The organism is Streptomyces sp. NBC_00289 (assembly GCF_041435115.1).
Taxonomy (GTDB): domain Bacteria; phylum Actinomycetota; class Actinomycetes; order Streptomycetales; family Streptomycetaceae; genus Streptomyces.
Window position 1 is genome coordinate 6,897,968 of sequence record NZ_CP108046.1, and the last position, 26,062, is coordinate 6,924,029.

Consider the following 26,062-nt stretch of genomic DNA (forward strand, 5'->3'; position numbering starts at 1 on the left):
TGCTGTCAGTCCCGCCCCGTAGAATCACCACGTGGCAGGACGGATCAACGACGAGGACGTGAAGGCGGTACGGGACGCGGTCCCGATCGACGCCGTCGTCTCCGAGTACCTCCAGCTGCGCAACGCGGGCGGCGGAAACCTCAAGGGCCTGTGCCCCTTCCACGACGAGAAGTCGCCGTCCTTCCAGGTCAGCCCGAGCAAGGGTCTCTTCCACTGCTTCGGCTGCCAGGAGGGCGGCGACACCATCACGTTCGTGATGAAGGTCGACCACCTCACCTTCTCCGAGTCGGTCGAGCGCCTGGCCGCCCAGGCCGGCATCACCCTGCGCTACGAGGAGGGCGGCTACAACCCCGCCCACCAGCGCGGCGAGCGGATCCGCCTGGTCGAGGCCCACAAGGTGGCCGCCGACTGGTACGTGGAGCAGCTGGCGACCAGCCCGGAGGCCGACACCGGGCGCAAGTTCCTCGCCGAGCGCGGGTTCGACCAGGCCGCCGCCGACCACTTCGGCGTCGGTTACAGCCCGCAGGGCTGGGACCACCTCACCCGTCACCTCCGCGGCAAGGGCTTCACCGACAAGGAACTCCTCCTGTCCGGCCTCGCCCAGGAGGGCCGCCGCGGCCCCATCGACCGCTTCCGTGGCCGGCTGATGTGGCCGATCCGGGACATCGGCGGCGAGGTCGTCGGCTTCGGCGCGCGCAAGCTGTACGAGTCGGACAACGGCCCCAAGTACCTCAACACCCCCGACACCGCGATCTACCGCAAGTCCCAGGTCCTCTACGGCATCGACCTGGCGAAGAAGGACATCGCCAAGTCCAGCCGCGCGGTCGTGGTCGAGGGCTACACCGACGTCATGGCCTGCCACCTCGCCGGTGTCACCACCGCCATCGCGACCTGCGGTACCGCGTTCGGCACCGACCACATCAAGATCCTGCGCCGCCTGCTGATGGACAACGGCAGCGCCCGCGTGATCTTCACCTTCGACGGCGACGCGGCCGGCCAGAAGGCGGCCCTGCGCGCCTTCGAGGACGACCAGAAGTTCGCCGCCGAGACGTACATCGCGATCGCGCCGGACAACATGGACCCCTGCGACCTGCGCCTCGCCAAGGGCGACGAGGCGGTCGCCGACCTGGTCCAACCCCGTACCCCGCTCTTCGAGTTCGCGCTCCGCCAGATCGTCGTCCGCTACGACCTCGACACTCCCGCGGGCCGTGCCGCCGCCCTCGACGAGGCTGCCCCGATCGTCGCCCGGATCAAGAACAGCGGCGCCCAGCACGAGGTCGCGGTGCAGCTCGCCGGCATGCTCGGCATCCTCGACACACAGTTCGTCGTCAAGCGGGTCGCGCAGTTGGCCCGCTGGGCCCGCGACCGCGGCGGCAAGGGACCGGCGCCCGCGCACAGCGACCCCCGGCAGTACGACGGCGGACCCCGGGCCACCGCGTCCGGTCCGGCGCTCAACCTCCGCAACCCCGTCTACGCCACCGAGCGGGAACTCCTCAAACTCGCCCTCCAGCGCCCGGACCTCGTCTCCCCGGCCTTCGACGCGTACGGCGCCGACGAGTTCACCGCCCCCGTCTACGCGGCCGTACGCCAGGCCGTCCAGGAGGCGGGCGGCGCCGAGTACGGCACCCAGGACCCGCAGGAGTACCTGGTCCGGGTCCGCGAGGCAGCCCCCGACAACACCGTCCGCGCGATGGTCACGGAGCTGGCGGTCGAGGCGATCATGCGCAAGACGGTCGACGACAACTACGCGGGCGACCAGCTCGTCACCGTCCGCCGCCGTGCCGTCGAGCGCCGCGTCCGCGACATCCAGAGCACCCTCGCCCGCCTGGACACCCACAGCGACCCGGCCCAACTGGCCGCCGTACAGAACGAACTGTGGGTCCTCCAGCAGTACGACCAGGCCCTCCGGGTCCAGGGCGCGGCCGCGCTCTGAGGCGTGCCCGCGCGGGTCGCCGCAGCTCAGGCCGGTGCGGGGCACCCGGTCCACATCACCGGTAACCACCCGGTCACGGACCGGACTCAAAAAGTCACCGCACGCCCCTCGTGGCAGCGATGTGTCGTACTCCACACTGGGTTCCGGTGCCTGAGTCCTCGGAGCGCGGCCGATCCGTCCCCCACGGGTCCCACATCCCCGCGGTTCCGCTCATCGCGTACGGGACGGACAGCGGCGAGGCCGCCGACTCCGCCCCCGAAGCAGCGCTGCCGCACACCTCAGCAGCGATCATCCTGGAGGTCGCCCCCGTGCAGACCCAGACCCTCACCCAGACCGACAGCACCACGGACGGCACGGAACCGGACGCGGAAACCGACGTTCTCGACGCGGTGCCCCCGCAGAACCGTGTCGCGCACCATCCCGAGACGGCAGAGACGGCAGAGACGGCAGAGACGGCAGAGACGGCCGAGACGGCAGAGACGGAGCCGGACGACCCTCCCGCCGACGCGCTGGAGAACGCGGAGCCCGAGACCCCCGAGCCCGTCGAACCCCCCGAGTCGGCCCGGGTCCGGCCCGACACCGGTGCCCCCTCCTCGGACCTGTTCCGCCAGTACCTGCGGGAGATCGGCCGCATCCCGCTGCTCACCGCGGCCGAGGAGGTCGACCTGGCCCGCCGGGTCGAGGCCGGCCTGTTCGCCGAGGAGAAGCTCACCAGCACGCCCGACCTGGACAGCGGTCTCGCCCTCGACCTGGACCGGCTGATCGTCCTGGGCCGGATGGCCAAGCGCCGCCTCATCGAGGCGAACCTGCGGCTGGTCGTCTCCGTCGCCAAGCGGTACGTCGGCCGCGGCCTGACCATGCTCGACCTGGTCCAGGAGGGCAACCTGGGCCTCATCCGCGCCGTGGAGAAGTTCGACTACGCCCGCGGCTACAAGTTCTCCACGTACGCCACCTGGTGGATCCGCCAGGCCATGTCCCGCGCCCTCGCCGACCAGGCCCGCACCATCCGCGTCCCGGTCCACGTCGTCGAACTCATCAACCGCGTCGTCCGCGTCCAGCGCCGCATGCTCCAGGAACGCGGCTACGAGCCGACCCCGGAAGAGGTCGCCGCCCACCTCGATCTGCTGCCCGAGCGGGTCAGCGAGGTGCTCCGCCTCGCCCAGGAGCCGGTCTCCCTGCACGCGCCGGTCGGCGAGGAGGACGACGTCGCCCTCGGCGACCTGATCGAGGACGGCGACGCGGCCTCACCGGTGGAGTCGGCGGCGTTCCTGCTGCTCAGGGAGCACCTGGAGGCGGTCCTCTCCACCCTCGGCGAGCGTGAGCGCAAGGTCGTGCAACTCCGCTACGGACTCGTCGACGGCCGCCCCCGCACCCTGGAGGAGATCGGCCGCATCTTCGGGGTCACCCGGGAGCGGATACGGCAGATCGAGTCGAAGACCCTGAACAAGCTCCGCGACCACGCCTTCGCGGACCAGCTGAGGGGCTATCTGGACTGAGCACGGGGGCCGCTCGTACGTCGGCGGCCCCCGCCCCGGTATCACCGGGCTCAGTCGACCTCGGCGACCGCCTGCGCGAACTGCGCCTTGTACAGCCGCGCGTACGCGCCGTCGGCCGTGAGCAGGTCGGTGTGCGACCCCTGCTCCACGATCGAGCCGTTCTCCATGACGAGGATCGTGTCCGCGTCCCGGATCGTCGACAGCCGGTGCGCGATCACGAAGGACGTCCGCCCGTGCGCGAGCTTGGCCATCGCCTTCTGGATCAGCACCTCGGTCCGGGTGTCCACGGAGCTGGTCGCCTCGTCGAGCACCAGGATCACCGGGTCGGACAGGAACGCCCGCGCGATGGTGATCAGTTGCTTCTCACCGGCGCTGACACCCGAGCCCTCGTCGTCGAGCACCGTGTCGTAGCCGTCGGGCAGCGTCCGCACGAACCGGTCCGCGTGGGCAGCCCGCGCCGCCTCCTCGATCTCCCCGCGCGTCACCTCGCGCGAGGCGCCGTAGGCGATGTTCTCCGCGATCGTGCCGCCGAACAGCCAGGTGTCCTGCAGCACCATCCCGATGCCGCCGCGGAGTTCGTCCCGGGACATCTTCGCGATGTCGACGCCGTCGAGGGTGATGCGTCCGCCGGAGACGTCGTAGAACCGCATGAGCAGGTTCACGAGGGTCGTCTTGCCGGCCCCGGTCGGGCCGACGATCGCGACCGTGTGCCCCGGCTCCACCGTCAGCGAGAGGTCCTCGATCAGCGGCTTCTCGGGCTCGTAGCGGAACGAGACGCGCTCCAGCGCCACCAGCCCGCGCAGTTCCTCGGGCCGCACTCCCGGCACCGGGTCGGCCTGCTGCTCCTCCGCGTCCAGGAGTTCGAAGATCCGCTCCGCCGACGCGACGCCCGACTGCACCAGGTTCGCCATCGACGCGACCTGCGTCAACGGCATCGAGAACTGCCGCGAGTACTGGACGAACGCCTGCACGTCACCGATGGACAGCGCGCCGGACGCCACCCGCAGCCCGCCGACGACCGCCACCAGCACGTAGTTGATGTTCGACACGAACAGCATCAGCGGCTGCATGATCCCGCTGTTGAACTGCGCCTTGAACCCGGCCTCGTACAGCCTGTCGTTCTCCTCGGCGAACTGCGCCGCCGACTCCTCCTGCCGCCCGAACACCTTCACCAGCGCGTGCCCGGTGTACATCTCCTCGATGTGGGCGTTGAGTTTGCCGGTGGTCCGCCACTGCTGCACGAAGTGCGGCTGCGACCGCTTGCCGATCCGGGTGGCGACGAAGGCCGACAGCGGCACGGTGACCAGCGCGACCAGCGCCAGCAGCCACGACACCCAGAACATCACCGCGAGCACGCCGATGATGGTGAGCACCGAGTTGATCAGCTGCCCCATCGACTGCTGGAGCGTCTGGCCGATGTTGTCGATGTCGTTCGTCGCCCGGCTGAGCACCTCACCGCGCTGCCGCTTGTCGAAGTACGACAGCGGCAGCCGCGACAGCTTCGTCTGCACGTCCTCGCGCATCCGGAACATGGTGCGGTTCACGGCCCGGTTCACCAGCCGCGTCGCCACCGCCATCAGCAGCCCGGCGACCAGGAACGTGACGAGCGCGAGCAGGAGTACGTCCCCGACCGCGCCGAAGTCGATGCCCTCGCCCGGCGTGAAGTTCGTACTGCGGAGCATGTCGGCGACCGAGCCCTCGCCCCGCTCCCGCATCGACTGAAGCGCCTGCTCCTTCGTGATCCCGGCCGGCATCTGCCGTCCGACGATGCCCGCGAACACCAGGTCGGTCGCCTTGCCGAGGATCTTCGGCCCGATCACGCTGAGACCCACGCTGACGACCACACAGATCAACAGCCCGTAGATCGTGACGCGTTCCGGTTTGAACCGGGCGATCAGGCGTTTGCCCGACACCTTGAAGTCCATCGAACGCTGGTCGGGGCCGCCCCCGGCCATCATCCGCCCCATCGGCCCGGCCATCAGGCGGCCTCCGCTTCCGTCAGCTGGGAGAGCACGATCTCCCGGTAGGTCTCGTTGTCCGCCATGAGCTCGTGGTGCCGGCCGGTGCCGACGACCCGGCCCTCGTCCAGGACGACGATCCGGTCGGCGTCCCGGATGGTCGCCACGCGCTGCGCGACGATGACGACGGTCGCCTCGGCGGTCTCCCGGGACAGCGCCGCCCGCAGGGCCGCGTCGGTGGCGTAGTCGAGCGCGGAGAAGGAGTCGTCGAAGAGGTAGATCTCCGGGCGCTGCACGAGCGTACGGGCGATGGCCAGCCGCTGGCGCTGACCGCCGGAGACATTGCTCCCGCCCTGCGCGATCGGGGCGTCGAGCCCGTTCTCCAGCCCCTCGACGAAGCCCTTGGCCTGCGCCACCTCCAGCGCGTGCCACAGCTCCTCGTCGGTGGCGTCCGGATTGCCGTACCGCAGGTTGGTGGCGACCGTACCCGCGAACAGGTACGGCTTCTGCGGCACCAGGCCGACCGTCTTCGCCAGCAGCTTCGGGTCGATGCCCGCCACGCTCTCCCCGTCGACCAGCACCTCGCCGTCGGTGGCGTCGAACAGCCTGGGCACCAGGCCCAGCAGGGTGGACTTGCCGCTGCCGGTCGAGCCGATGACGGCCGTGGTCTCGCCCGGCAGGGCCACCAGGTCGACGCCCTTCAGCACCGGCTCCTCGGCACCCGGGTAGCGGAAACCGGCCCCGCGCAGCTCCAGATGGCCGTGCCGGCGCAGCTCCCGTACGGGGGCGGCCGGCGGAACCACGCTGGACGAGGTGTCGAGCACCTCCTGGACCCGTTCGGCGCACACCTCCGCGCGCGGCACCATCATGAACATGAAGGTGGCCATCATCACGGACATCACGATCTGCATCAGATAGGCGAGGAACGCGGTCAGGTCGCCGATCTGCATCTGGCCGCTGTCGATGCGGTGCGCGCCGAACCAGACCACGGCGATCGACGACAGGTTCACCACCGTCATGACGATCGGGAACATCAGCGCCAGCAGCCTGCCGGTGCCCAGCGCCACATCGGTCAGTTCCGCGTTGGACTTCCGGAAACGGTCCTTCTCGTAGTCGTCCCGGACGAACGCGCGGATCACCCGGTTGCCGGTGATCTGCTCGCGCAGCACCCGGTTCACGGTGTCCAGACGCACCTGCATGGACCGGAACAGCGGGCGCAGCCGGCGCACGATCAGTGTCACGGAGATGCCGAGCACCGGCACGACCGCGACCAGCACCCCGGACAGCGGCACGTCCAGGCCGAGGGCCAGGATGATGCCGCCCACACACATGATCGGCGCGGACACCAGAAGGGTGAACGTCATCAGGGCCAGCATCTGGACCTGCTGGACGTCGTTCGTGGTCCGGGTGATCAGCGAGGGCGCACCGAACTGGCCGACTTCGCGCGCCGAGAAGGACTGCACGCGGTCGAAGACGGCGGCCCGCAGGTCCCGGCCCACCGCCGAGGCGGTCCGTGCGCCGTAGTACACGGCACCGATGTTGCAGACGACCTGCGCCATCGAGATGCCGATCATCAGGGCGCCGAACGAGAGGATGTAGCCGGTGTCTCCCTTGACGACACCACTGTCGATGATGTGCGCGTTGAGCGTGGGCAGATAGAGGGTGGCGCAGGTCTGCAGGAACTGCAGCAGCACCAGCAGGACGATGGGTTTCCTGTAGGGCCTGAGATAGGTCCGCAGAAGTCGTATGAGCACGCTACGTCTCTCGGAGTCGGCGAAGGGGGCGAGTGGTTGCCCCTGGCCCCTATCGTCGACCACCCCACCCGTGTTACCTCAACCGATTAAGCCCACAGCAGTGCTTTTTCGATCCGCGAGCCCGCGATCACGGGGGAGAAGGCCGAGGGGCGCGGCCGGCCGGGGGGTGACGGAAGGGGCCGATGGGTGCGGCCGATCGCGGACGTCGTCCTGTGTGGCCTGTGTGGCCTGTGTGGCCTGTGTGGACTCCGCGGCCGTGCGGCCCGTGTGGCTTGCGTGGTCTATACGCGGAACGCTCCCGGATGGGTCTGTTCCCGCACCGACACGTACTGCTGGCGCACCGCCTGCCCTACGGCGAGGTCCTCGCCGGGGTCCAGCACCTGCGCGGCCGCACCCTGCCAGGCCGGCGGGTTACGCGGGTCGAGTGTGCCCTGCGACACACCGAGCGCCCAGGCCGCCTGCCGGGCCGCACCGATCGCCGCGTAGTCCGCCGGCTGCGGGACCACGACCTGCACCCCGAACAGTGCGGGCGCGGCGGCCTGTACGGCGGGCAGCTCGGCGGCCGCGCCGAGGAGGAAGATCCGCCGCACCTCGACGCCCCGGCCGCGCAGCACGTCGAGCGCGTCCGCGAGCCCGCACAGCATGCCCTCGAACGCCGCCCGCGCCAGATGCTCCGCCTTCATCGACTCCCGGCGCAGACCCGCCAGGGTTCCGGCGGTGTGCGGCAGATTCGGCGTCCGTTCACCCTCCAGGTAGGGCAGGAAAACGAGCCCGTGCGAGCCCGGTGTCGACTTCATCGCCAGATCGGACAGGCTCTCCAGATCGGAAAGGCCGAGCAGCTCGGCGGTCCCGCGCAGCGTACGTACGGCGTTGAGCGTGGTGACGACCGGAAGGTGCATGCCGGTCGCGTCGGCCAGCGCCGTGATCATCCCGCTCTGGTCGACGAGCGCCTCGGGATGGACGGCCATCACGGACCCGGAGGCCCCCAGCGACACGACCGCGTCACCGAAACCGAGCCCGAGCCCGAAGGCCGCGGCCATCGTCTCGCCGGTCCCGGCGGAGATCAGCAGGCCCTCCGGGGTCGTACCGGCCGCGTCGGACGGGCCGATCACCTCGGGCAGCATGGCCTGGTGACCGAGCGCCAGCTCGACCAGTTCCGGCCGGTAGCCGCCGATCGCCGCCGACCAGTAGCCGGTACCGGAGGCGCCGCCCCGGTCGGTGGTTCTGCGCACCGGCCGCCCCAGGAGCTGCCACACCAGCCAGTCGTGCGCCTGGAGCAGTACGGAGGTGCGCGCGGCGGCGTCGGGTTCGTTCTTGGCCAGCCAGCGCAGCTTGGTCACCGGCTGCGCGGCCTGCGGCACACAGCCCACCGCCTGCGCCCACGCCTCGCGTCCACCGAGCGCGTCGACCAGATCGGCGGCCGCGACCTGCGCCCGCCGGTCCCCGCCGACCATCGCCGGCCGCACGGTGTTGCCCTGCGAGTCCAGCGGTACGACCGCGTTCTGCTGCGCGGACACACCGATGGCCTGCACGCCTTCGAGGAGCCCGCCCCCGGCGGCCTCACCGAGGGACAGCAGCCAGGCCTGCGGATCGACGTCGGCAGGCCGCCCACTGGCCTCGGCGCCATCGAGCGGATGCGGCGCATATCCCTGCCGGAGCACGGCTCCGGTGTCCGCGTCGCAGACGACGATACGAGTGAATTCGGGTGAGCTGTCCAACCCGGCGACTATCCCCATGGCCAAAATTCTGCCGCACGAACGGAGGTGAGCGCGCCGGGACGGGACCTCACGGGCGCACCGGCGCCCCGGCAGGCGACATTCGCCCGCCCGTTCGCCCGCCCGTTCGCCCGTCCGGGAGAGGCGTCCGGCGCGACGTCCGGGGCGGTGAACGCGGACTCCCCCACGCCTTCACAGGCAGTGGGGGAGTGCCGGGCGTAGCGAGGGGCAGGCGCCGCCCTAGGTGTTGCTGGTGCCCCAGTCGTCCTCGCGGCTGCCGTTGGGGCTGTGTCGGCGCAGGGACCGTACGCGGTCGGTGACCGAGTCGGGCACACGGTCTCCGACCTTCTCGCTGACCGCGTGGTACGCCTTGCCGGCGTACTCGCGGCCCTGCTGCGCCGCCGTCTCCGCGCTGTTGCGGACGGCGGGGTTCTGCGCGACCTGACGTGCGGACTTCTTCAGCTGCTCGTAGCGCTCGCGTCCGGCCTTCGTGCCGAGCACGTAACCCAGAGCGAGTCCGGCCACGAACGTGAGCCGGTAGCGCATGGCGGCCACCCTTCCCTTTGCGTAGGTCTCCGGTGCGGCTGGTGCCGGGGGAACCGATTGGCGGAGCACCCCCCTGCTTGCGCTAATGTATGTGTCGCAGCGAGCGTCCGCCCCCTGGCGAATACCCAGGTAGGTGCGTTCGATGCAACCAAGCATTCCTCCGTAGCTCAATTGGCAGAGCAGCCGGCTGTTAACCGGCAGGTTACTGGTTCGAGTCCAGTCGGGGGAGCTCGGTCCTCCGTAGCTCAATTGGCAGAGCAGCCGGCTGTTAACCGGCAGGTTACTGGTTCGAGTCCAGTCGGGGGAGCATGGTGAAGGGGACCCCGTCGGGGTCCTTTTTCATATCCGCCGGAACCGCCCGCTGTACTGGGCAGTCTCCATGGGCGTGCGAAGTCGACCATCCGAAGCAGGAGATCGTATGAGCGGCTATGCTGCGGCAGACGGCGCGCACACATGTACGCGACACGCCGCTATGGGGCGGTAGCTCAGCCGGTTAGAGCAGCGGACTCATAATCCGTCGGCCGTGGGTTCGAGTCCCACCCGCCCCACTTGTGCAGGCTTCTGACCTGCGGAAACGTTCATTTTTGGGTGTCGGATCGTCAACTTTGCCTGAACGGACTGGATCCGCTGCTCGCGACTTCGAAGCGGGGCGAGACTCTTACTCTCTCGCCGCGCAGGCGTCCACCTGACCTGCGGAAATGCTGATGATCAGGGCTTGTGTCGACGGGCTGGCAGCATCTCCTCGGCTTCATTTCGTGATGTTGGGGACATGTTGGGGACGCGGGATTTCGGTGGCGTCTGCTGATCACCGTCCGCAGGCCATCGACCGGCCGCCAGGGAAGCTCCCGTGCGGGACTCCCGACCGGGTTCGGCCGCAACTTCGAGGAACTCGCACCGGGGCGCGAGGGCTTGGTGCGCGCTGGGCGGAAACTGCCCGAACAGAAAACGCCCCGGTCTGTTCGATGAGCTGCTCGAGTGGGGCGCCGCCGTCGCCCCGCGCAGCCCATGGCTTCATGGAGATCGCTGTTCCTCGGGGGTATGGGCGCCGAGGTCTGGTCCGATGATGTCGGCCGGTTCGGCTCGGGGTCCGGGAAGTCTCCCGCCGGCCCAGGCGTCGCCGACCGGCGTGCTTCGAAGAGGACAGGGCGTAGTACTGCGGTACTAACGGGTCCCGCCAAATTCGGTTCCGCGGTACGGGATGGTCGCCCGGTACCGCTCCTACGTTGAGATCGCGGGTCAGTCAGGACCGGCTCACCCAATGATCTCTTCTCCTGGTGGGAGTACTCCGTGGCCACCTTCCTCTATCGGCTCGGCCGGCTGGCGTTCCGGCGACGACGCGTCGTCGTGATGCTGTGGGTCGCCGTCCTGGCCGCCATCGGCATCGGCGCCATGAGTGCGCCCGGCACATCCTCCGGGGCCCTGAGTGTTCCGGGCACGCAGTCGCAGCGGGCGATCGACCTGCTGCGGAAGGAGTTCCCGCAGGCCTCCGCCGACGGTGCCACCGCGCGTGTGGTGTTCGAGGCGCCCAGCGGGCAGAAGCTCACCTCCGCCGCCAACAAGACCGAGGTCGAGTCCCTGGTGGCGAAGCTGGAGAAGTCGCCGCAGGTGTCGGGCGTCACCGATCCCTTCACCGGCGGCCTGGTCAGCAGGTCCGGCACCATCGCCTACGCCCAGGTGTCCTACAAGGTCGCCCAGGCCGACGTGGGCGCCGCGGCCCACACCGTCCAGACCGAGGTCGTCGCCCAGGGCGAGAAGGCGGGCCTGAAGGTGAGCCTGGGCGGCAACGCCGTCGAGAACAAGGCCACCAGCAAGGCGGCCGAGCTGATCGGCGTCGGGGTCGCCGCCGTCGTCCTGGTGATCACCTTCGGCTCGATGATCGCGGCCGGACTGCCCCTGCTCACCGCGATCCTCGGGGTGGCCGCGGCCGTCCTGTCGGTCACGCTCGCCACGCACTTCTTCGACCTGGCCTCTTCCTCCACGACCCTGGCACTGATGCTGGGCCTGGCCGTCGCCATCGACTACGCCCTGTTCATCGTCTCCCGCTACCGCAACGAGATCCGCGACGGTCACGAACCCGAGGAAGCGTGCGGACGTGCCCTGGGCACCGCGGGGTCGGCGGTCGTCTTCGCCGGCCTGACGGTGATCGTCGCGCTGAGCGGTCTGAGCGTCATCGGCATCGGCATGCTCACCTCCATGGGGCTGGCCTCAGCCTTCGCCGTGGCTGTCGCCGTGATCATCGCGCTGACTCTGCTGCCCGCCGTCCTCGGCTTCGCCGGCTCGCGGATCATGAGGGGCAGGCTGCACACCCGCCGTATGAAGGCGCTGGAGCGCGGCGAGGGCGAGTCGATGGGCGTGCGCTGGGCGAAGTTCGTCACCCGCAACCCGGTCAAGGTGCTCGCGGTCTCGGTGGTCGGCCTGGCCCTGCTGGCCATCCCCACGATGTCCCTGAAGATGGCCCTGAACGACGACTCCGGAAAGCCCCCCGGCACCACCCAGCGCATCGCCTACGACACCCTCAGCAAGGGCTTCGGGCCGGGCTTCAACGGACCGCTCACCGTGGTCGTCGACGCCCGGGGCAGCGACGATCCCAAGGCGGCCGCCCAGGACGCGTACACCATGCTGAGCAAGCTGGACGATGTCGCGGCCGTCCGTCCCCCCTCCTTCAACCAGGCCGGCGACGTGGCCCTGCTCGGCGCCGTCCCCAAGAGCGCCCCCACCAGCGAGGCCACCAAGGACCTCGTGGGCGAGATCCGCGACCACGGCACCGCCCTGCACCAGGAATCCGGTGCCGACCTGATGGTCACCGGCCTGACCGCCGTCAACATCGACGTCAGCACCAAGCTCTCCGACGCCCTCATCCCCTACCTGGCCATCGTCGTCGGCCTGGCCCTGATCCTGCTCCTGCTGGTCTTCCGGTCGATCGTGATCCCGCTCAAGGCCGCCCTCGGCTTCCTGCTCAGCGTGGTCTCGACCCTCGGTGTCCTGGTCGCGGTCTTCCAGTGGGGCTGGCTGAAGGACGTCTTCGGCGTCGACCAGACCGGACCCATCGTCAGCCTGCTGCCGATCGTGCTCATCGGCGTGGTGTTCGGACTCGCCATGGACTACGAGGTCTTCCTCGTCTCCCGGATGCGCGAGGAGTACGTCCACGGCGCCGAACCCACGCAGGCCATCGTCGGGGGCTTCCGGCACAGCGGCCGGGTGGTCACCGCCGCCGCGGTCATCATGGTCTCCGTCTTCTCCGGATTCCTCCTCGACGACGAGGCACTGATCAAGTCGATCGGCCTGGGGCTCGCCGCCGCCGTGTTCTTCGACGCCTTCGTCGTCCGGATGACCATCGTCCCCGCGGTGATGGCCCTGCTCGGTCACCGCTCCTGGAACCTACCGAAGTGGCTGGACCGCATCCTGCCGAACGTGGACGTCGAGGGCGAGAAACTGCGCCACGCGCTCGAAGCCGAGCAGCCGGACACCGCGCCCGCACCCGTACTCGCCGGGGTCCACGCGGGCTCGGACGACCACGGCGCCCCCCGCGCCTCCACCGGCGTCCGCGGTTCTGACGACACGGAGACGCAGGCACCTGCCCAGAAGGCCGACTCGACGCAGTCGCAGGCACCGGCCCGCAGGAAGCTGCTGAAGAACCCCTTGCGCAGGAGTTGACGACAGCGAGCCGCAGTACCGGCTTGCGCACCGGCTCCTGACGCGGTGGCCGACTCCCACCGGCCGTCCTCCCCGCCCCGCCCGCCGGCCCGATCCCCCCGGGTCGGCGGGCGGCCCGACCTTGCGAAGGGCCCACCACCGTGCCCGCACCGAGTGCCCCCGCGCCCGCCCCACACCCGGACGAACGCCAGTTCCTCCAGGCTCTGACGAGCGATCCCGAGCAGCGGGTGATCGCGTCGGTGGTCACCCGGCTCGCCTCGTGGCGGCGGGCCGACCGGGCCCGCCCCTGGGTCCGGAGGTGGGGGGTCCCGGTGTTCTGCCTCGCGGTCGGCAGCGACGCCTACGCCAACCCCCACAACATCAGCGACCCCCAGCTGCCGATCGTCCTCGCCTTCTGCGTTCCGCTGCTGTGGCGGGAACGACGCCCCCTGCTGGTCTTCGCCCTCACCACGACCGTCTCGATCGTGTCCCTCCCTCTCGGTGTGCTGACGGGCGCCGAGTCCGCCCGGGTGGTCGCCCTCTTCAATGTCGGCCGTCACTGCACCCCACGCCAACTGGCGGTCGCCACCGGCATCACCCTCGTGCAACTCGTCGCATGGGCCTACTTCTTCTGGCGCGGCCGGCAACTGGAGTACGTCACGCGTCCGGAGCCCGTGACGTTGATGGTGATGGTCGCCATGGCGGCGTTCGCGGCACTCGGTCTACTCCTGCGGCTGGCCTACGCCTACATCGACGCCCTGAAGAAGCAACGCGACCAGCAGGCCCGGCTCGCCACCGCGCAGGAACGCGCACGCGTCTCTCGGGAGATGCACGACATCCTCGGCCACACCCTCGCCGTCATCGTCGGCCTCGCCGACGGCGCCGCCGCTCTCGCCGAGGCCAAGCCCGAACGCGGCGCTCAGACCCTCCGTCTCATCGGCGTCAGCGGCCGCGACGCCCTGGCCGAACTGCGCCGCCTGCTCGCCGTCATAGGCGACGACCACGACGGCCGGGACGGGGCGCACGGCGTCCCACTGGCCCCGCAGCCCGGCCTCGCCGACCTTGACGCGCTGCTCGACCGGGTCCGCGCCGCCGGCCCCACCGTCGTCCTGCACGCGCACGGCGACCTCACCGGCCTGGCCCCCGGCCTCCAACTGTCCGTCTACCGCATCGTCCAGGAAGCCCTGACCAACACCGTCAAGTACGCCGTCCACGACACCTCGGTCCACGTCTCCATCGCCGCCGACCCCGACCCCGACACCGTGCGCCTCACCGTCGAGGACACCGGCCCGCCCCGCACGCCACGTGCCCGCCGTGGCCCGACCGGCGGTGGCCGGGGCCTGGTCGGTATGCGTGAGCGGGCCGCCCTCTACCGGGGCGAGGTCACCGCCAGCCCCAACCCGCACGGCGGCTGGACCGTCCACGCCGTCCTCCACGTGCTCGCCCCATCCAGCACCGCCACGACGACAGGAGAAAACCCATGGGAGCCTACGCACGCGCAGCTCTGGCCGGAATCGTGAGCTGCGGTGTTCTGCTCACGGCCGTCCTCATCGGACGGCCGGACGGCAACCGGGACAGCTTCCAGGACGAACGACCGCGGCCGGGGCCCTACGTGGCGCTGGGCGACTCCTACACCTCCGGCCCGAAGATCCCCCGACAGTCAGGGACACCGGCCGGCTGCGACCGCTCCGACCACAACTACCCCGCCCTGGTGGCACGCCAACTCGGCGTGACGGCGGCCGACTTCAGGGACGTCAGCTGCAGCGGCGCCACCATCAGCGCCCTCACCGCGCCACAGAAGACGTCCAACGGCACCAATCCCGCCCAGCTCTCGGCCCTCTCGACACGGACGCGACTGGTCACCCTCGGCATCGGTGGCAACGACATCGGCTTCGGCTCGACGGTCACGAAATGCGTCACGACGGGTGCGATGTACCGCGCGACTGGCAGCGGCCGCCTCTTCTCCGACGACGCGCCCTGCGAGAAGCAGTACGTCGACGGCGGCACCGACGAAGTGCGACAGAAGATCCAGGCAACCGGCCGGAGGCTTTCCGCGGCGCTGGCCGAGATCGAACGGCGCGCGCCGAAGGCCCGGGTCTACGTCGTCGGCTATCCGTCGATCCTGCCCGCCGGAGGGAAGGGCTGCGGCAGGGAGCTGCCCCTCGCACCCGGCGACGCGAGCTACCTGCACGACAAGGGGGAGCAGCTCAACACCATGCTGCACGAGCAGGCCGAGGCAGCGGGAGCGACGTACGTCGACACCTACTCACCGTCCGTCGGGCACGATGCCTGCTCCGCGCAGAAAACCCGCTGGATAGAGCCCCTCCAGCCCAGCAGTCCGGCCGCCGCCCTCCACCCGAACGCGCACGGCGAGCAGGGCATGGCCGATGCCGTGCTCCGCATGATCGCTTCATAGCAGACGCGAGGAGGAGGAACGTAGTACTCCGGTACCGGCCGGCGTCGCCGTTTTCCCGTCCACGGTGCCGTAGCGCCCGTCGATACCGCTTCTAGGGTGAGGTCCAGGCCCGGCAGGCCCGTCCGCGCAAGACCTCTTACGATCACGGAAGAGCGATCGGTCCCGGTCGGCGCTCTGCCCCAGGCGCCGCCCGCCCGCACCGCGAAGGGCACAGACCTTGACCCCCACCCCGCCACACGATTCCCGGCCTGAGCTGCCCGAGGCACTGACGAACGACGCCGAGCAGCGTGTCATCGTGTCGATCATCGCGTGGCTGTCGTCCTGGCGGTGGGCGGACCGGGCCCACCCCCGGGTCCGGAGGTGGGGTGTACCGCTGTTCTGCGCCGCCCTGGGACTGCCGTCCGTACTCCATCCCGTCGGCGGATCAGGGGTCGCCGAAGAGCTGGTCCTCACCGTCGCCGTGGCCGTTCCGCTGCTGTGGCGGGGGCGCAGGCCCATGCTGGTCTTCGCGCTCATCACCGCCACCGCCGTGCTGACGGAGTCCACCGGGACCCTCCACGGCGCCAACGCCAGTGCCGACGTCGCCCGCATCGTGGCCCTGTTCAACGTCGGCCGCTTCGCCACCCCCGGCCGGCTGCTCATCGCCGTCGCCGTCTCCCTGACGCAGCTCGTCGCCTGGGCCGCCACGCTCTGGCGCGACGGGCAGCTGCAGTACGCCGCACGGCCGGAAATCCTCATCCTGCTGGGGGTGGTGACCGTGACGGCCATCGCCGGTCTCGGTCTCGCCACCCGCCTGGTCAACGTCGTCATCGCCGCCCTGCAGAAGGAGAAGGACCAGCAGGCCCGACTCGCCGTCGCCCAGGAACGCGCCCGCGTCTCCAAGGAGATGCACGACATCCTCGGCCACACCCTCGCCGTGATCGTCGGTCTGGCCGACGGCGCCGCGGGCCTGACCGAGGCGAAGCCGCACCGCGGTGCCGAGACCCTGCGGATCATCGCCGGCAGCGGCCGCAGTGCCCTCGCCGAACTGCGCCGCCTCCTCGCCGTCATCGGCTACGAGAGCGACCGGCCGCACGATGCCCCGCTCGCCCCGCAGCCCGGCCTGGCCGACCTCGATCCGCTGATCGAACGTGTCCGCGCGGCAGGTACGGCCGTCACCCTCGGCACCGACGGTGACCTCACCGCACCGGCCCCCGGTCTCCAGCTCGCCGTCTACCGCATCGTCCAGGAAGCCCTCACCAACACTCTCAAGTACGCCGCCGCCGACACCTCCGTCCGCGTCCGGGTGTCCGTCGGTTCCGACACGGTCCACGTCGATGTCGAGGACACCGGCCCCCCGCGCGCACCCCGGTCCCGCAGACGGGGCACCGGAAGCGGCCGCGGTCTGGTCGGTATGCGCGAGCGTGCGGCCATCTACCAGGGCCGGGTCACCGCCGGGCCCAACCGCGAAGGCGGCTGGAGTGTCCACGCTCGCCTCCTGACCGCCCCGCCCGTCAAAACGATCCCAACGGAGAACCCCCGCACATGACCACCGTGCTCATCGTCGACGACCAGGCCCTGCAACGCCTCGGCTTCAGCATGCTCCTGGAACAGCACCCCGACCTGACCCTCATCGGTGAGGCCATCCATGGTGCCGAAGCCGTCCGCAAGGCCGCCGAGCTCAAGCCCGACGTCGTCCTCATGGACGTCCGTATGCCCGGCATGGACGGCATCGAGGCCACCAGACGCATCGTCGAGTCCGGCGGACGCTCCCGCATCCTGGTCCTGACCACCTTCGACCTCGACGAATACGCCTACGACGCCCTGCGCGCAGGAGCGTCCGGGTTCCTGCTCAAGGACGCCCTGCCCGACGAACTCGTCGCCGGCATCCGCGCGGTGGCCGCCGGAGACGCCGTCATCTCACCCGGTCTGACCCGCAAGCTCATCGACGCCTTCGGCAGCCGTCTGCCGGGCCACACGCCCGAACAGCAACGGCAGCTGGGCCGCCTCACCAACCGCGAACGCGAGGTGCTCACCGCCGTCGCGACCGGCTGGAGCAACACCGAGATCGCCGAACGCTTCTCCCTCGCCGAATCCACCGTCAAGTCGCACGTGAGCAGCATCCTCACCAAGATCGGAGTCCGGGACCGGGTCCAGGCCGTGATCTTCGCCTACGACACCGGCCTTGTCAGACCCGCCTGACCGTGGCGGTTGGCGTTGTCCCAGGCTCGGGCGCCGGTTCCTGGGCTTCATCAGACAGCGGACGGCGCTTCCTTCGCCATAGCAGCACGCCCCCGATCACCATCAGCGCGACCAGGGCGAGGGCAGGGCCGCCCAGGGTGAGGACGCGCTGGAGAGAGGTCGCGGCGGCGTATCCGACACCTGCTTCCGCTGTGGCCCACACACAGGCGGCGACGACGCTGTAGGGAGCGATGTGGCGGTAGGGCAGGCGGGTGACGCCCGCGGAGTGCGGGGCGAGGGTGCGCACCACCGGCAGGAAACGGGCCAGGAAGACCGCTCGGCCGCCGTGGCGCGTCATCAGCGTCTCGGCCTGGTGCCAGGCGGCACCCGGTATCCGACGGCCCATGGGGCCTTGGCGCAGCCGGTCACCGAGGAACCTGCCGGTGCGGTGGGCGAGGAAGTCCCCCGCCACCACGGCTCCGGCCGCGGCGGCGATGACGAGGGGAAGGCTGAGGGGGCCGGTGCGGGCCAGGGCGCCGGCGGTCAGGAGCAGGGTCAACGTGGGGATGAACGCGCCGACGAGAAGGATCGACTCGGCCAGGACAGCGGCGGCCACCACCGCGTACGCCGAGGCCGGCGAGATATGACCGAGGATGTCGGAGAGCGCGTTCACCGCCTCGCCCAGTCGGTCTGCGGTTCGGGCTGGTCCGTTTTTTCCGTGGAGACGAGGGGGCGTTGCAGATGCCAGACGTAGGCGGGGGGAACGTTGGCCCATACCGTCCAGCGGCCCGTGGCGTAGGTGCGCTGGTAGGCGGCCATGATCTCGTCGACGGCGGCGTGGCGGCGGGCTTCGGCTCGCGATGCCGTCAGGGCACGCGCCTTGCGGGTGCCGAGGTAGGCGAAGTAGGTCAGCGTTCCGCCGGGGTGGAGCAGTTCCATGTAGCGGGCCATGATGCGCTCGACCTGCAAGGGCGTGAAGTTGGTCAGCGGCAGCCCCGAGACGATCACGTCGTACCGCTGGTCGCTGTCGAGCTGCTCGACGTAGGTCTGATGCACGTTCACCTGTGCGGGCCTGGCCGCCAGGTCTGGATGCGTGGTGACTAGATGGCGCAGTCGCGCGGCGAAACGTGGGTTCGCCTCGACGATGTCCAGTCGGCTGGCTCGGGGCAGTTCGGGTATCAGGGTGCGGGTGACCGCGCCGGTGCCGGCACCGGCCTCCAGGACGGCCAGCGGGCGGGGGGCCTGAGCCCGTACGGGATCGGTCAGAGCACGGGCCAGGGCCTTTCCGCTGGGGGCCACGGCACCCGTGGTGCGCAGATCACGGGCTGCCTCGATCAGGAACATCCAGCCTTCGGCATTGCGCTGCGCCAGGACACGGTCGTGGGAGGTGGTCCAGTCGTTCATGGAATCGACGCTAGAAAGCAGCGACCGGCATCGGATCCGCCGTTCTGCGACGGCGTCCCCCTACGAAAGTAGGGGATGAACATCGCCGATCGCCGGACCGAACAGCGCACCGGTCTGCCTAGCATGGGCCAGGTGAGCAGCAGAGAAGGCCGCAGATGGGCGGTCTACGGGCGAGGCGCACTCGTGGCGTTGTGCGTACTGGCCGCCGCGTCGAACGACATCTCGTTCGACGGGCGCCACCTGGCCCCCGTCATCACCGCGGCGCTGGTGTGCGCAGTGGCCCTGCTCGTGCCCCGACTGCGCTGGCCGGTCGCGCCGCTGCTGGTCACCGTGGCCACGGCATGGTGGGGATGGCCATTGCTGCCGCTGCTGGCAGTCGCCCTGTTCGACCTGGCCGTGGATCGCCGGGCGCGGGTGGCGGTGGGATGTGCCGTCGCCGCCCTGGGCGCCAACCTGCTCAGCTACCGGGCCACCTCCCTATGGACGGCGCAGTCCTACGCGTCCACGCTGCTCCTCCCTGTGCTGGCCGTCCTCGTCGGGCTGTGGCTGGGTGGCCGGCGCCGCCTGGTCCGGGCACTGGCAGCCGACGTCGAGCACCTGCGCGTCGAGTCGCAGCTGCGCGAGGAAGCGGCCCGCATCGCGGAACGGTCCCGTATCGCCGCCGAGATGCACGACGTCCTGGCCCATCGCCTGAGCCTGATCGCGCTCCACACCGGCGTGCTGGCCACCAAGGGCGACATGCTGCCCGCACCGGTCGCGGAACGACTCGGTCTGCTGCGCACGGCGTCCGTCGAAGCCCTCACCGATCTCCGCGACGTTCTCGGTGTGCTGCGCGACCCCGACGCCCCGCCGGCCGGCGCCGCGCTCACGCCGGTGATGAGGGACGTAGGGGAACTGGCGGACGAGGCCCGCGCCGCCGGCCAACGCGTCGAGCTGACCACCGACGGCCTTCCCGAACAGGCTCCCACCACCCACCGCCTGGCCGTGCACCGCGTCGTCCAGGAAGCACTGACCAACGCCCGCAAGCACGCCGACGGCGCTCCGGTGACCGTACGCATCGACTACCGGCCGCCCGCCACCCTCGTCGAGGTCACCAACCCTCCTGGCACTCCCCGCACGGACACCGTCGGCAGCGGCTACGGACTCGTCGGCCTGCGCGAACGCGTCACCACCCTCGGCGGCCACCTGAACGCCGGACCGGCCGGCGCGGGCGCGTGGCGCGTGGCTGCCCGCATCCCCCACCCCCTCGGCATCGAGCAGAACGGCACCTCCACATGATCCGCGCCATGATCGTCGACGACGATGCCCTGGTCCGCCTCGGCCTCGCCGACCTCCTCGACGGCGACCAGGACATCGAGGTGGTGGCCCAGGCCGCCGACGGCCTGAAGGCCATCGAGCAGGCCACCGCCCACCGCATCGACGTCGCCCTCGTCGACGTGCGCATGCCCCGCATGGACGGCATCGCCGCCACCGCCCGCCTACGAGCCCTGCCCCACCCGCCGAAGGTGATCACCCTGACCACCTTCGACCTCGACGAATACGTCTACGACGCCCTCGCCGCAGGAGCCGACGGGTTCCTGCTCAAGGACACCGACCCCGCCGAAATACTGCGCGCCGTCCACCTGGTGGCCGCCGGCTCGGCCATGCTCCACCCCGCCGCGGCCCGCCGCCTCATCGACCGCTACCACGCCACCAACCAACCCCAGGTCACCGCGGCCCAGGCCCGGCTGGAGCGGCTCACCCCCCGCGAACGCGACGTACTCGCCCTGCTCGCCCAGGGCGACACCAACGCCGACATCGCCGCCCGTCTCGCCATGCGCGAGAGCACCGTCAAGGCCCACGTGAGCCGCATCCTGACCGCGCTGGAGGTCACCAACCGCGTCCAAGCCGCCCTCGTGGCCCGCGACGCAGGCCTGGCCACCTGACCCGAGCTGTTGTTACTGCCAGGTCGGCATCATGGCCGCCGGGTAGCGGGAGCCGGCCGATCCGTGCGGCAGGATCTCCTGGACGCGGGCGAGGTCCTCGGATGTGAGCGTGACCTGCGCGGCGGCCACGTTCTCTTCCAGACGCTGCGAGCTGCGGGTGCCCGGGATGGGAACGATGTCGTCGCCCTGTGCGAGCAGCCAGGCCAGCGCCAGCTGGGTGACCGCGATGCCCTTGCTCCGCGCCAGTGCGGTCAGCTCGCGGACCGCGGCGAGGTTCTTCTCGTAGTTGCCGGGCTGCCAGCGGTCGTCCTTGCTGCGCATGTCGTAGGCGGAGTATTCGTCGGACGGTTTGACGGCGGCTGTGAGGAAGCCGCGGCCCAGCGGAGAGTAGGGAACGAAGCCGATGCCCAGCTCCCGTACGACCGGCAGGACGTCGGCCTCCACGGCTCGCTCGAACACCGAGTACTCGGTCTGGAGCACCGAGACCGGGTGGACGGTGTGGGCGCGGCGGATCGTGTCGGGGCCGGCCTCGCTCAGGCCGAAGTAGCGGACCTTGCCTTCGGCGATCAGCTCCCCGACCGTCCCCGCCACGTCCTCGATGGGGACGTCCGGGTCGACGCGGTGCTGGTACAGCACGTCGATGTGGTCGGTGTCCAGGTGGCGCAAGCTGTTCTCGGTGACCTCGCGGATGCGCTCGGGGCGGCTGTCCAGGGCGGCTCCGAACCTGGTCGGATCCGAGAGGTCGAAACCGAACTTGGTCGCGATCAGGATGTCGTCGCGGAAGGTTTTCACGGCGCGCCCGAGGAGCTGCTCGTTGCTGCCGCTGCCCAGGCCGTACAGCTCTGCCGTGTCGAAGAGGGTGACCCCGAGTTCGTAGGCCCGGCTGATGGTGGCGATACTGCTCCGGTCGTCCGAAGCCCCGTAGGCCATCGTCATGCCCATCGTGCCCAGCCCGATCGCCCCGGCCCTGAGGCCCTGGCCGCCGAGGGTACGCTGGGGAAGGTTCGTGGTGTGCTGTGACATGCCCTCAACGCTAGGGACACGGCACCCGGGGGGCATGGGGCGTCGCTCGCACAGGATTGCCTGATCCTCTCAGCGAAGGAGCGCGTCGTGTTGGACCGCCTCGCCGCGGCAATCGACCGTCACTGCGTGGGACCGGGCTCGGACACCGCTGTTCCCCGGCTTTTGCTGGTCGCGGTCGAAGAGCCCATCGAGCCCACCGACCTGCTGTACGAACCGATGATCTGCTTCGTCGCCAGTGGCACGAAACGCGCCACCGCCGGAGAAGTGAGCCAGGTGGCGCGACCCGGCGAGATGCTCCTCACCACGATCGACCTGCCCGTCACCATCGAGCTGGAGCAGGTGCCCTACCAGTCCGCCGTCATGCGGTTCGACGACCAGGCGCTCACCGAGATGCTCGTCGAGCTGGACGAAACAGGTCAGGGCGCCCCGTTGTCGGCCGGGGGGCAGGTGAGCGCGCCGATGACACCGGAACTCGTCGACGCGGTCACCCGCTGGGTCCAGCTCCTCGACACCCCCGAAGACATCCGCCCCCTCGCCACCCGGATCGAGAGCGAGATCCTCTACCGACTGCTGCGCAGCTCCCTCGGCCCCGTCCTGCGCCAGTGGTCGCCGACAGACTCGGCCACGACCCGGGTACGCGAGGTGGCCCGATGGATCTGCGCGCACTACACCGAGCCGCTCAGCATCGACGCGATCGCCGCCGCGGCACACATGAGCCCCGCCAGCTTGCACCGGCACTTCAAAGCGGCCACCGGCATGAGCCCGCTCAGGTACCAGAAACACCTACGGTTGCAGGAGGCGCGGCGGCGCCTGGTCGCCGGCGACGCCACCGCGGCCCAGATCGCTCACGCGGTCGGATACGTGAGCGCCACCCAGTTCAACCGCGAGTACCGCAGCACCTACGGCCTCCCGCCGGGCCAGGACGCGGCCCGGCTACGCACCCGACTCACCCTCAGCCGCACTGGCACAACACGGCGGGCATAGGCCCGGGACCCGGACGTGCCGGCCGCATTCGTCATCGACACACTCCTGCACGGCACAGGGCACGCGGCTGAGCCGACAGACGCATCACCGGGTGACTGCACGACGCCATGGCGGGTGATGCGATACCGCCAGCCGCCACCAGATGGGTGTGACGGCGTCTGCCTGATTTGCCACATACAGGAACGGCTCCGACCAGTGCTCATAAGTGAATCCGGGATGGTTCGTCGACTCATTGGGGCCGTCCTGGACGCACCAGTCGACGTCTCCCGAGCCGTGGAGACGATCTGGCCCAGTCCGGTGGGAAGGGGAATCCGCTGCGGGCAGATTCGAGATCCCCCTCCGAGTTGGCGCGATCGAACGGTTAGCCCCGTGCCGTTTTTGCCGTGCGACGGAGTTGGGGACGCATTGGGGACGCATTGGGGACGCAAGGATGGGAAGAGACTGACAAAGGCAGGGGAGTGCCGACACCGGCCACCCCCTCTGAGCTGCAAAAACGCTACCGATCGGCTTAGAAACACCAGGGGACGCCAAGATCCTCAAAGGACTCATAATCCGTCGGCCGTGGGTCCGAGTCCCACCCGCCCCACCTGCGCTGGTGGCGCAGGCCGATCATCACGACCTCGAACGCGGCCCCGGCGCCGTCCTCGTCGGCCCCTCATTGCCCTGGTAGCTCACACCATCAGGCGACGCCAGAACCCCTCAAAGAATCACGAACCGCCCACTCGTAATCCGCGGCCAGCAGGACCTGAACCTGCCGCAGGAAGTCTACGACCAGTGGCGCGAGGCCATCCGGCTGCGCAAGGACGGCAAACCACGGGTCGACGGCGGTACCGGCATGCTGCTGCCGGTCCGCGCGTTCTACATGGACATCCAGAGCTGGGCATTGGAGGAACCCCAGCGGTGGCCGCGCTGGGCCGCGCCGTGTCCGATCCCGCCGGCGGACCTGCGGGGGTTCGGGGCGCGGCGGCGCCGGATCAACGAACGCACCGCCGACCGGGTCAGGCAACGCCAGCCGCTGCTACCGGCGTTGGTCGCGCATGCGGAGGAGCACTACAGCGGGCGGCGTGTCCTGTTCGAGGCCGTGCGGCAGGCAGGACCGGTGGAGGCGGACGAGCTGGCCGGGTTCGCCAGGACCGTGGCGACTGGCCGGTGCGCTGCCGTCGTGCCTCCCCAGCCGGCCGGGCGCTGAGCTACGGCCGCAGGACGAGCTTCCCGGCGGCGTGACCGCTCGCGCTCAGCTCCTGCGCCTTCGCGGCGTCCTCCAGCAGAAGGCTCTGCGCGATGCGCACCGTGAGCTTGCCGTCGGCTGCGAGGCGGGCGTACTCGCCGAGGCGGGAACCGAACGGGGCGCCGGGGCCGGAGAAGGTGACGCCCAGCTCGGCGGCCTTCAGATCGGCGATGGTGATGATCCGGTCGGTGCCGCCGCGCAGGTCGATCGACACCTCCAGGTCGCCTGCCCCCGCGGCGTCGTACACGGCGTCGATGCCCTGCGATGCGGCCTCGCGGACCCGGTCGGCCAGGCCGGCGCCGTAGGCGACCGGGATTGCGCCCAGCGAGCGCAGGTAGTCGTGGTTGCCGGGGGAGGCGGTGCCAATGACCGTGGCGCCGCGGGTGACCGCGAGCTGAACACCGACGGCGCCGGCCACACCCGCGGCTCCGTGCAGCAGGAGCGTGTCGCCTTCCCCGACGCCGAGGGCGTCGAGCACGCGGACCGATGTCTCGACGGCGACGGGCAGTGCCGCGGCGAGGTCCCAGTCGAGGTCCGCGGGCTTCGGGCCGAAGTCGACGGCCAGCGCGTGCTCGGCGTATGCGCCGGTGACGGTCCAGCCCAGGACCTCGTCACCCACCGCGACGCCGGTCACGCCTTCGCCGACCTCGTCGACGACGCCGGCCGCCTCCACGCCGGGGATCACCGGGAACGGCGGGGCGATTTGCAGCCTCCACCCGTTGCGGATCTTGGAGTCGAGCGGGTTGACCCCTGCCGCCACGACCTTCAGCCGCACCTGCCCGGGTCCGGCGTGCGGCTCGTCGACCTCTTCGAGGCGGAGGACTTCCGGGCCGCCGAACTCGGTGTAGGTGATCGCCTTCATGTCCTGCTCCAGGGCTCGTCGCTCTAGGTGAAAGATCAACTTGGCCGGGACCGGTGGCGGCCGCACCGGCACTTCGACTAGTTCCGGCTCGGAGGCTCAGGAACCAGCCACGTTTGTGGGCGCGGTCCAGCCGGTGGATCGGATCCACTCGGCCAGGTCGAGGGTGGCCGGCTCGATCGCCCGCACCACCGCAAGATCCGACGGGTGTTCCGCCGCCTTCGCGAACTGGCGGAACATCGCCCTGTCGAGGTCGCTGGGAAGCACGCTCAACGGGAGGGCCTCGTAACGTGCCGGGAGCCCGGCGCGCGCGCCGAACGCCGTGGCGATCTGAGGGCCCGTCAGCTCGTCGCCGACGAGCTCGACGGCTCCGCCGGGTGCCTCCGCGGTGTCGAGCAGGAGCGCGGCGGCGACCCGGCCGACGTCCCTGACCGAGATCATCTTCAGGGCGACGTCCTCCGGCAGCGGCAGCCTCAGCACGATCTCTCCGTGCTCCAGGCTCGGTGCCATCTCCTCCATGAAGGGGGTCGGGCGAACCATCGCGGCCCTGAGGCCGGACTTCCTCAGGTGCTCCTCGATCGAGTGCTTCGAGTCATGGTGCGGCACACCCCGCTCCCGGTCCGCACCGAAGACCGAGTTGAACACGACGTGCGGGACGCGTGCCGCGACCGCCGCGTCGACGAGCGCGGTGCCGATGCGGATCTCCGTCTCGACCTCTTCGAGGTTGTTCGCTTCCGGGGTCATGAAGTAGAACGCCTCGACCGCCGTCAGCGCGGCGGCCAGCGACGCCGGGTCGTCGGTCCGGATGGCCGCCAGCTCGACGCCGCGGGCGGCCAGCGCCTGAGCCCGGTCGGATTGCGGGTTGCGGACCAGGGCCCGCACCGTGGCCTTGTGGTCCAGCAGCGCGTCGACCACCGCCCCGCCCTGTTGCCCCGTCGCGCCGAAGACTGCGATCGTGCCGGTCGTCTGTGTGCTCATCGCTGCCACCCTTCACTCAGGGCGTGAGCGAGGTGAGCACGAGTCCGGTG

At 70.3% G+C, this 26,062-nt stretch carries 20 protein-coding genes and 3 tRNA genes; 14 read left to right on the forward strand and 9 right to left on the reverse strand.

The window, feature by feature from the left end; translation table 11 throughout:
* The first annotated feature begins 31 nt into the window (after positions 1 to 31).
* Complete coding sequence (gene dnaG / locus OG985_RS31245) at positions 32 to 1,933, forward strand: DNA primase (protein ID WP_371671685.1); 1,902 nt, start codon at positions 32 to 34, stop codon at positions 1,931 to 1,933.
* A gap of 146 nt (positions 1,934 to 2,079) precedes the next feature.
* On the forward strand, positions 2,080 to 3,429 hold the full coding sequence (locus tag OG985_RS31250) for an RNA polymerase sigma factor (protein ID WP_371671686.1): 1,350 nt from the start codon (positions 2,080 to 2,082) through the stop codon (positions 3,427 to 3,429).
* 50 nt (positions 3,430 to 3,479) lie between these two features.
* On the opposite strand, the gene OG985_RS31255 is transcribed toward OG985_RS31250, so the two are convergent.
* From OG985_RS31255 to OG985_RS31270, 4 genes are all read right to left on the reverse strand, one after another.
* Positions 3,480 to 5,408 carry an ABC transporter ATP-binding protein gene (locus OG985_RS31255; RefSeq protein ID WP_371671687.1) on the reverse strand — a complete coding sequence of 643 codons (1,929 nt, stop codon included), beginning with the start codon at positions 5,406 to 5,408 and terminating at the stop codon, positions 3,480 to 3,482.
* Positions 5,408 to 7,141: an ABC transporter ATP-binding protein gene (locus OG985_RS31260; protein ID WP_371671688.1), complete on the reverse strand. Its 1,734-nt coding sequence runs from the start codon at positions 7,139 to 7,141 to the stop codon at positions 5,408 to 5,410. The genes OG985_RS31255 and OG985_RS31260 overlap by 1 nt, the downstream gene beginning before the upstream one ends.
* Positions 7,142 to 7,422: 281 nt before the next feature.
* Complete coding sequence (locus OG985_RS31265; RefSeq protein ID WP_371671689.1) at positions 7,423 to 8,877, reverse strand: FGGY-family carbohydrate kinase; 1,455 nt, start codon at positions 8,875 to 8,877, stop codon at positions 7,423 to 7,425.
* Between the two features lie 219 nt (positions 8,878 to 9,096).
* A complete protein-coding gene (locus tag OG985_RS31270; RefSeq protein ID WP_371671690.1) occupies positions 9,097 to 9,402 on the reverse strand; it encodes a YtxH domain-containing protein in 306 nt (101 codons plus the stop codon).
* A gap of 156 nt (positions 9,403 to 9,558) precedes the next feature.
* Here OG985_RS31270 and OG985_RS31275 point away from each other — a divergent pair.
* From OG985_RS31275 to OG985_RS31310, 8 genes are all read left to right on the forward strand, one after another.
* Positions 9,559 to 9,631: transfer RNA gene (locus tag OG985_RS31275), tRNA-Asn, on the forward strand.
* Positions 9,632 to 9,636: 5 nt separating this feature from the next.
* Positions 9,637 to 9,709 (forward strand) — tRNA-Asn (locus tag OG985_RS31280).
* 167 nt (positions 9,710 to 9,876) lie between these two features.
* A tRNA-Ile gene (locus OG985_RS31285) sits at positions 9,877 to 9,950 on the forward strand.
* 739 nt (positions 9,951 to 10,689) lie between these two features.
* Positions 10,690 to 13,056, forward strand: a complete 2,367-nt coding sequence (locus OG985_RS31290) for an MMPL family transporter (protein WP_371671691.1) — start codon at positions 10,690 to 10,692, stop codon at positions 13,054 to 13,056.
* A 140-nt stretch (positions 13,057 to 13,196) separates the two neighbouring features.
* Positions 13,197 to 14,555: a sensor histidine kinase gene (locus OG985_RS31295; protein ID WP_371671692.1), complete on the forward strand. Its 1,359-nt coding sequence runs from the start codon at positions 13,197 to 13,199 to the stop codon at positions 14,553 to 14,555.
* Complete coding sequence (locus tag OG985_RS31300; RefSeq protein WP_371671693.1) at positions 14,516 to 15,451, forward strand: SGNH/GDSL hydrolase family protein; 936 nt, start codon at positions 14,516 to 14,518, stop codon at positions 15,449 to 15,451. Before OG985_RS31295 ends, OG985_RS31300 begins: the two co-directional genes overlap by 40 nt.
* Positions 15,452 to 15,668: 217 nt before the next feature.
* The gene (locus OG985_RS31305) at positions 15,669 to 16,979 is read left to right on the forward strand and encodes a sensor histidine kinase (protein ID WP_371671694.1); all 1,311 of its coding nucleotides are present in this window, start codon (positions 15,669 to 15,671) and stop codon (positions 16,977 to 16,979) included.
* Positions 16,976 to 17,632: a response regulator gene (locus tag OG985_RS31310; RefSeq protein ID WP_371671695.1), complete on the forward strand. Its 657-nt coding sequence runs from the start codon at positions 16,976 to 16,978 to the stop codon at positions 17,630 to 17,632. Before OG985_RS31305 ends, OG985_RS31310 begins: the two co-directional genes overlap by 4 nt.
* On the opposite strand, the gene OG985_RS31315 is transcribed toward OG985_RS31310, so the two are convergent.
* Entirely contained in the window at positions 17,619 to 18,284 is a 666-nt protein-coding gene (locus tag OG985_RS31315; protein ID WP_371671696.1) for a DedA family protein, read from the reverse strand. The genes OG985_RS31310 and OG985_RS31315 overlap by 14 nt on opposite strands.
* Positions 18,281 to 19,015, reverse strand: coding sequence for a class I SAM-dependent methyltransferase (locus OG985_RS31320; RefSeq protein WP_371671697.1), 735 nt, complete (start codon positions 19,013 to 19,015; stop codon positions 18,281 to 18,283). The genes OG985_RS31315 and OG985_RS31320 overlap by 4 nt, the downstream gene beginning before the upstream one ends.
* A 123-nt stretch (positions 19,016 to 19,138) precedes the next feature.
* Between OG985_RS31320 and OG985_RS31325 the strand changes: the two genes are divergently transcribed.
* Together OG985_RS31325 and OG985_RS31330 are read left to right on the forward strand one after the other, a co-directional pair.
* Positions 19,139 to 20,293, forward strand: a complete 1,155-nt coding sequence (locus OG985_RS31325) for a sensor histidine kinase (protein WP_371674550.1) — start codon at positions 19,139 to 19,141, stop codon at positions 20,291 to 20,293.
* Positions 20,290 to 20,940, forward strand: coding sequence for a response regulator (locus OG985_RS31330; RefSeq protein WP_371671698.1), 651 nt, complete (start codon positions 20,290 to 20,292; stop codon positions 20,938 to 20,940). Before OG985_RS31325 ends, OG985_RS31330 begins: the two co-directional genes overlap by 4 nt.
* Before the next feature lie 12 nt (positions 20,941 to 20,952).
* Here the strand turns inward: OG985_RS31330 and OG985_RS31335 are convergent, their stop codons facing one another.
* Positions 20,953 to 21,963 carry an aldo/keto reductase gene (locus OG985_RS31335; protein WP_371671699.1) on the reverse strand — a complete coding sequence of 337 codons (1,011 nt, stop codon included), beginning with the start codon at positions 21,961 to 21,963 and terminating at the stop codon, positions 20,953 to 20,955.
* A gap of 87 nt (positions 21,964 to 22,050) precedes the next feature.
* Here OG985_RS31335 and OG985_RS31340 point away from each other — a divergent pair, with 87 nt between their 5' ends.
* Both OG985_RS31340 and OG985_RS31345 read left to right on the forward strand, forming a co-directional pair.
* Positions 22,051 to 22,947, forward strand: a complete 897-nt coding sequence (locus OG985_RS31340; RefSeq protein WP_371671700.1) for an AraC family transcriptional regulator N-terminal domain-containing protein — start codon at positions 22,051 to 22,053, stop codon at positions 22,945 to 22,947.
* Positions 22,948 to 23,782: 835 nt separating this feature from the next.
* Complete coding sequence (locus OG985_RS31345) at positions 23,783 to 24,136, forward strand: hypothetical protein (RefSeq protein WP_371671701.1); 354 nt, start codon at positions 23,783 to 23,785, stop codon at positions 24,134 to 24,136.
* Position 24,137: 1 nt separating this feature from the next.
* Here the strand turns inward: OG985_RS31345 and OG985_RS31350 are convergent, their stop codons facing one another.
* The gene (locus OG985_RS31350; RefSeq protein WP_371671702.1) at positions 24,138 to 25,037 is read right to left on the reverse strand and encodes an NADP-dependent oxidoreductase; all 900 of its coding nucleotides are present in this window, start codon (positions 25,035 to 25,037) and stop codon (positions 24,138 to 24,140) included.
* A gap of 96 nt (positions 25,038 to 25,133) precedes the next feature.
* Positions 25,134 to 26,012, reverse strand: coding sequence for an NmrA/HSCARG family protein (locus tag OG985_RS31355; RefSeq protein WP_371671703.1), 879 nt, complete (start codon positions 26,010 to 26,012; stop codon positions 25,134 to 25,136).
* Positions 26,013 to 26,062: the final 50 nt, after the last annotated feature.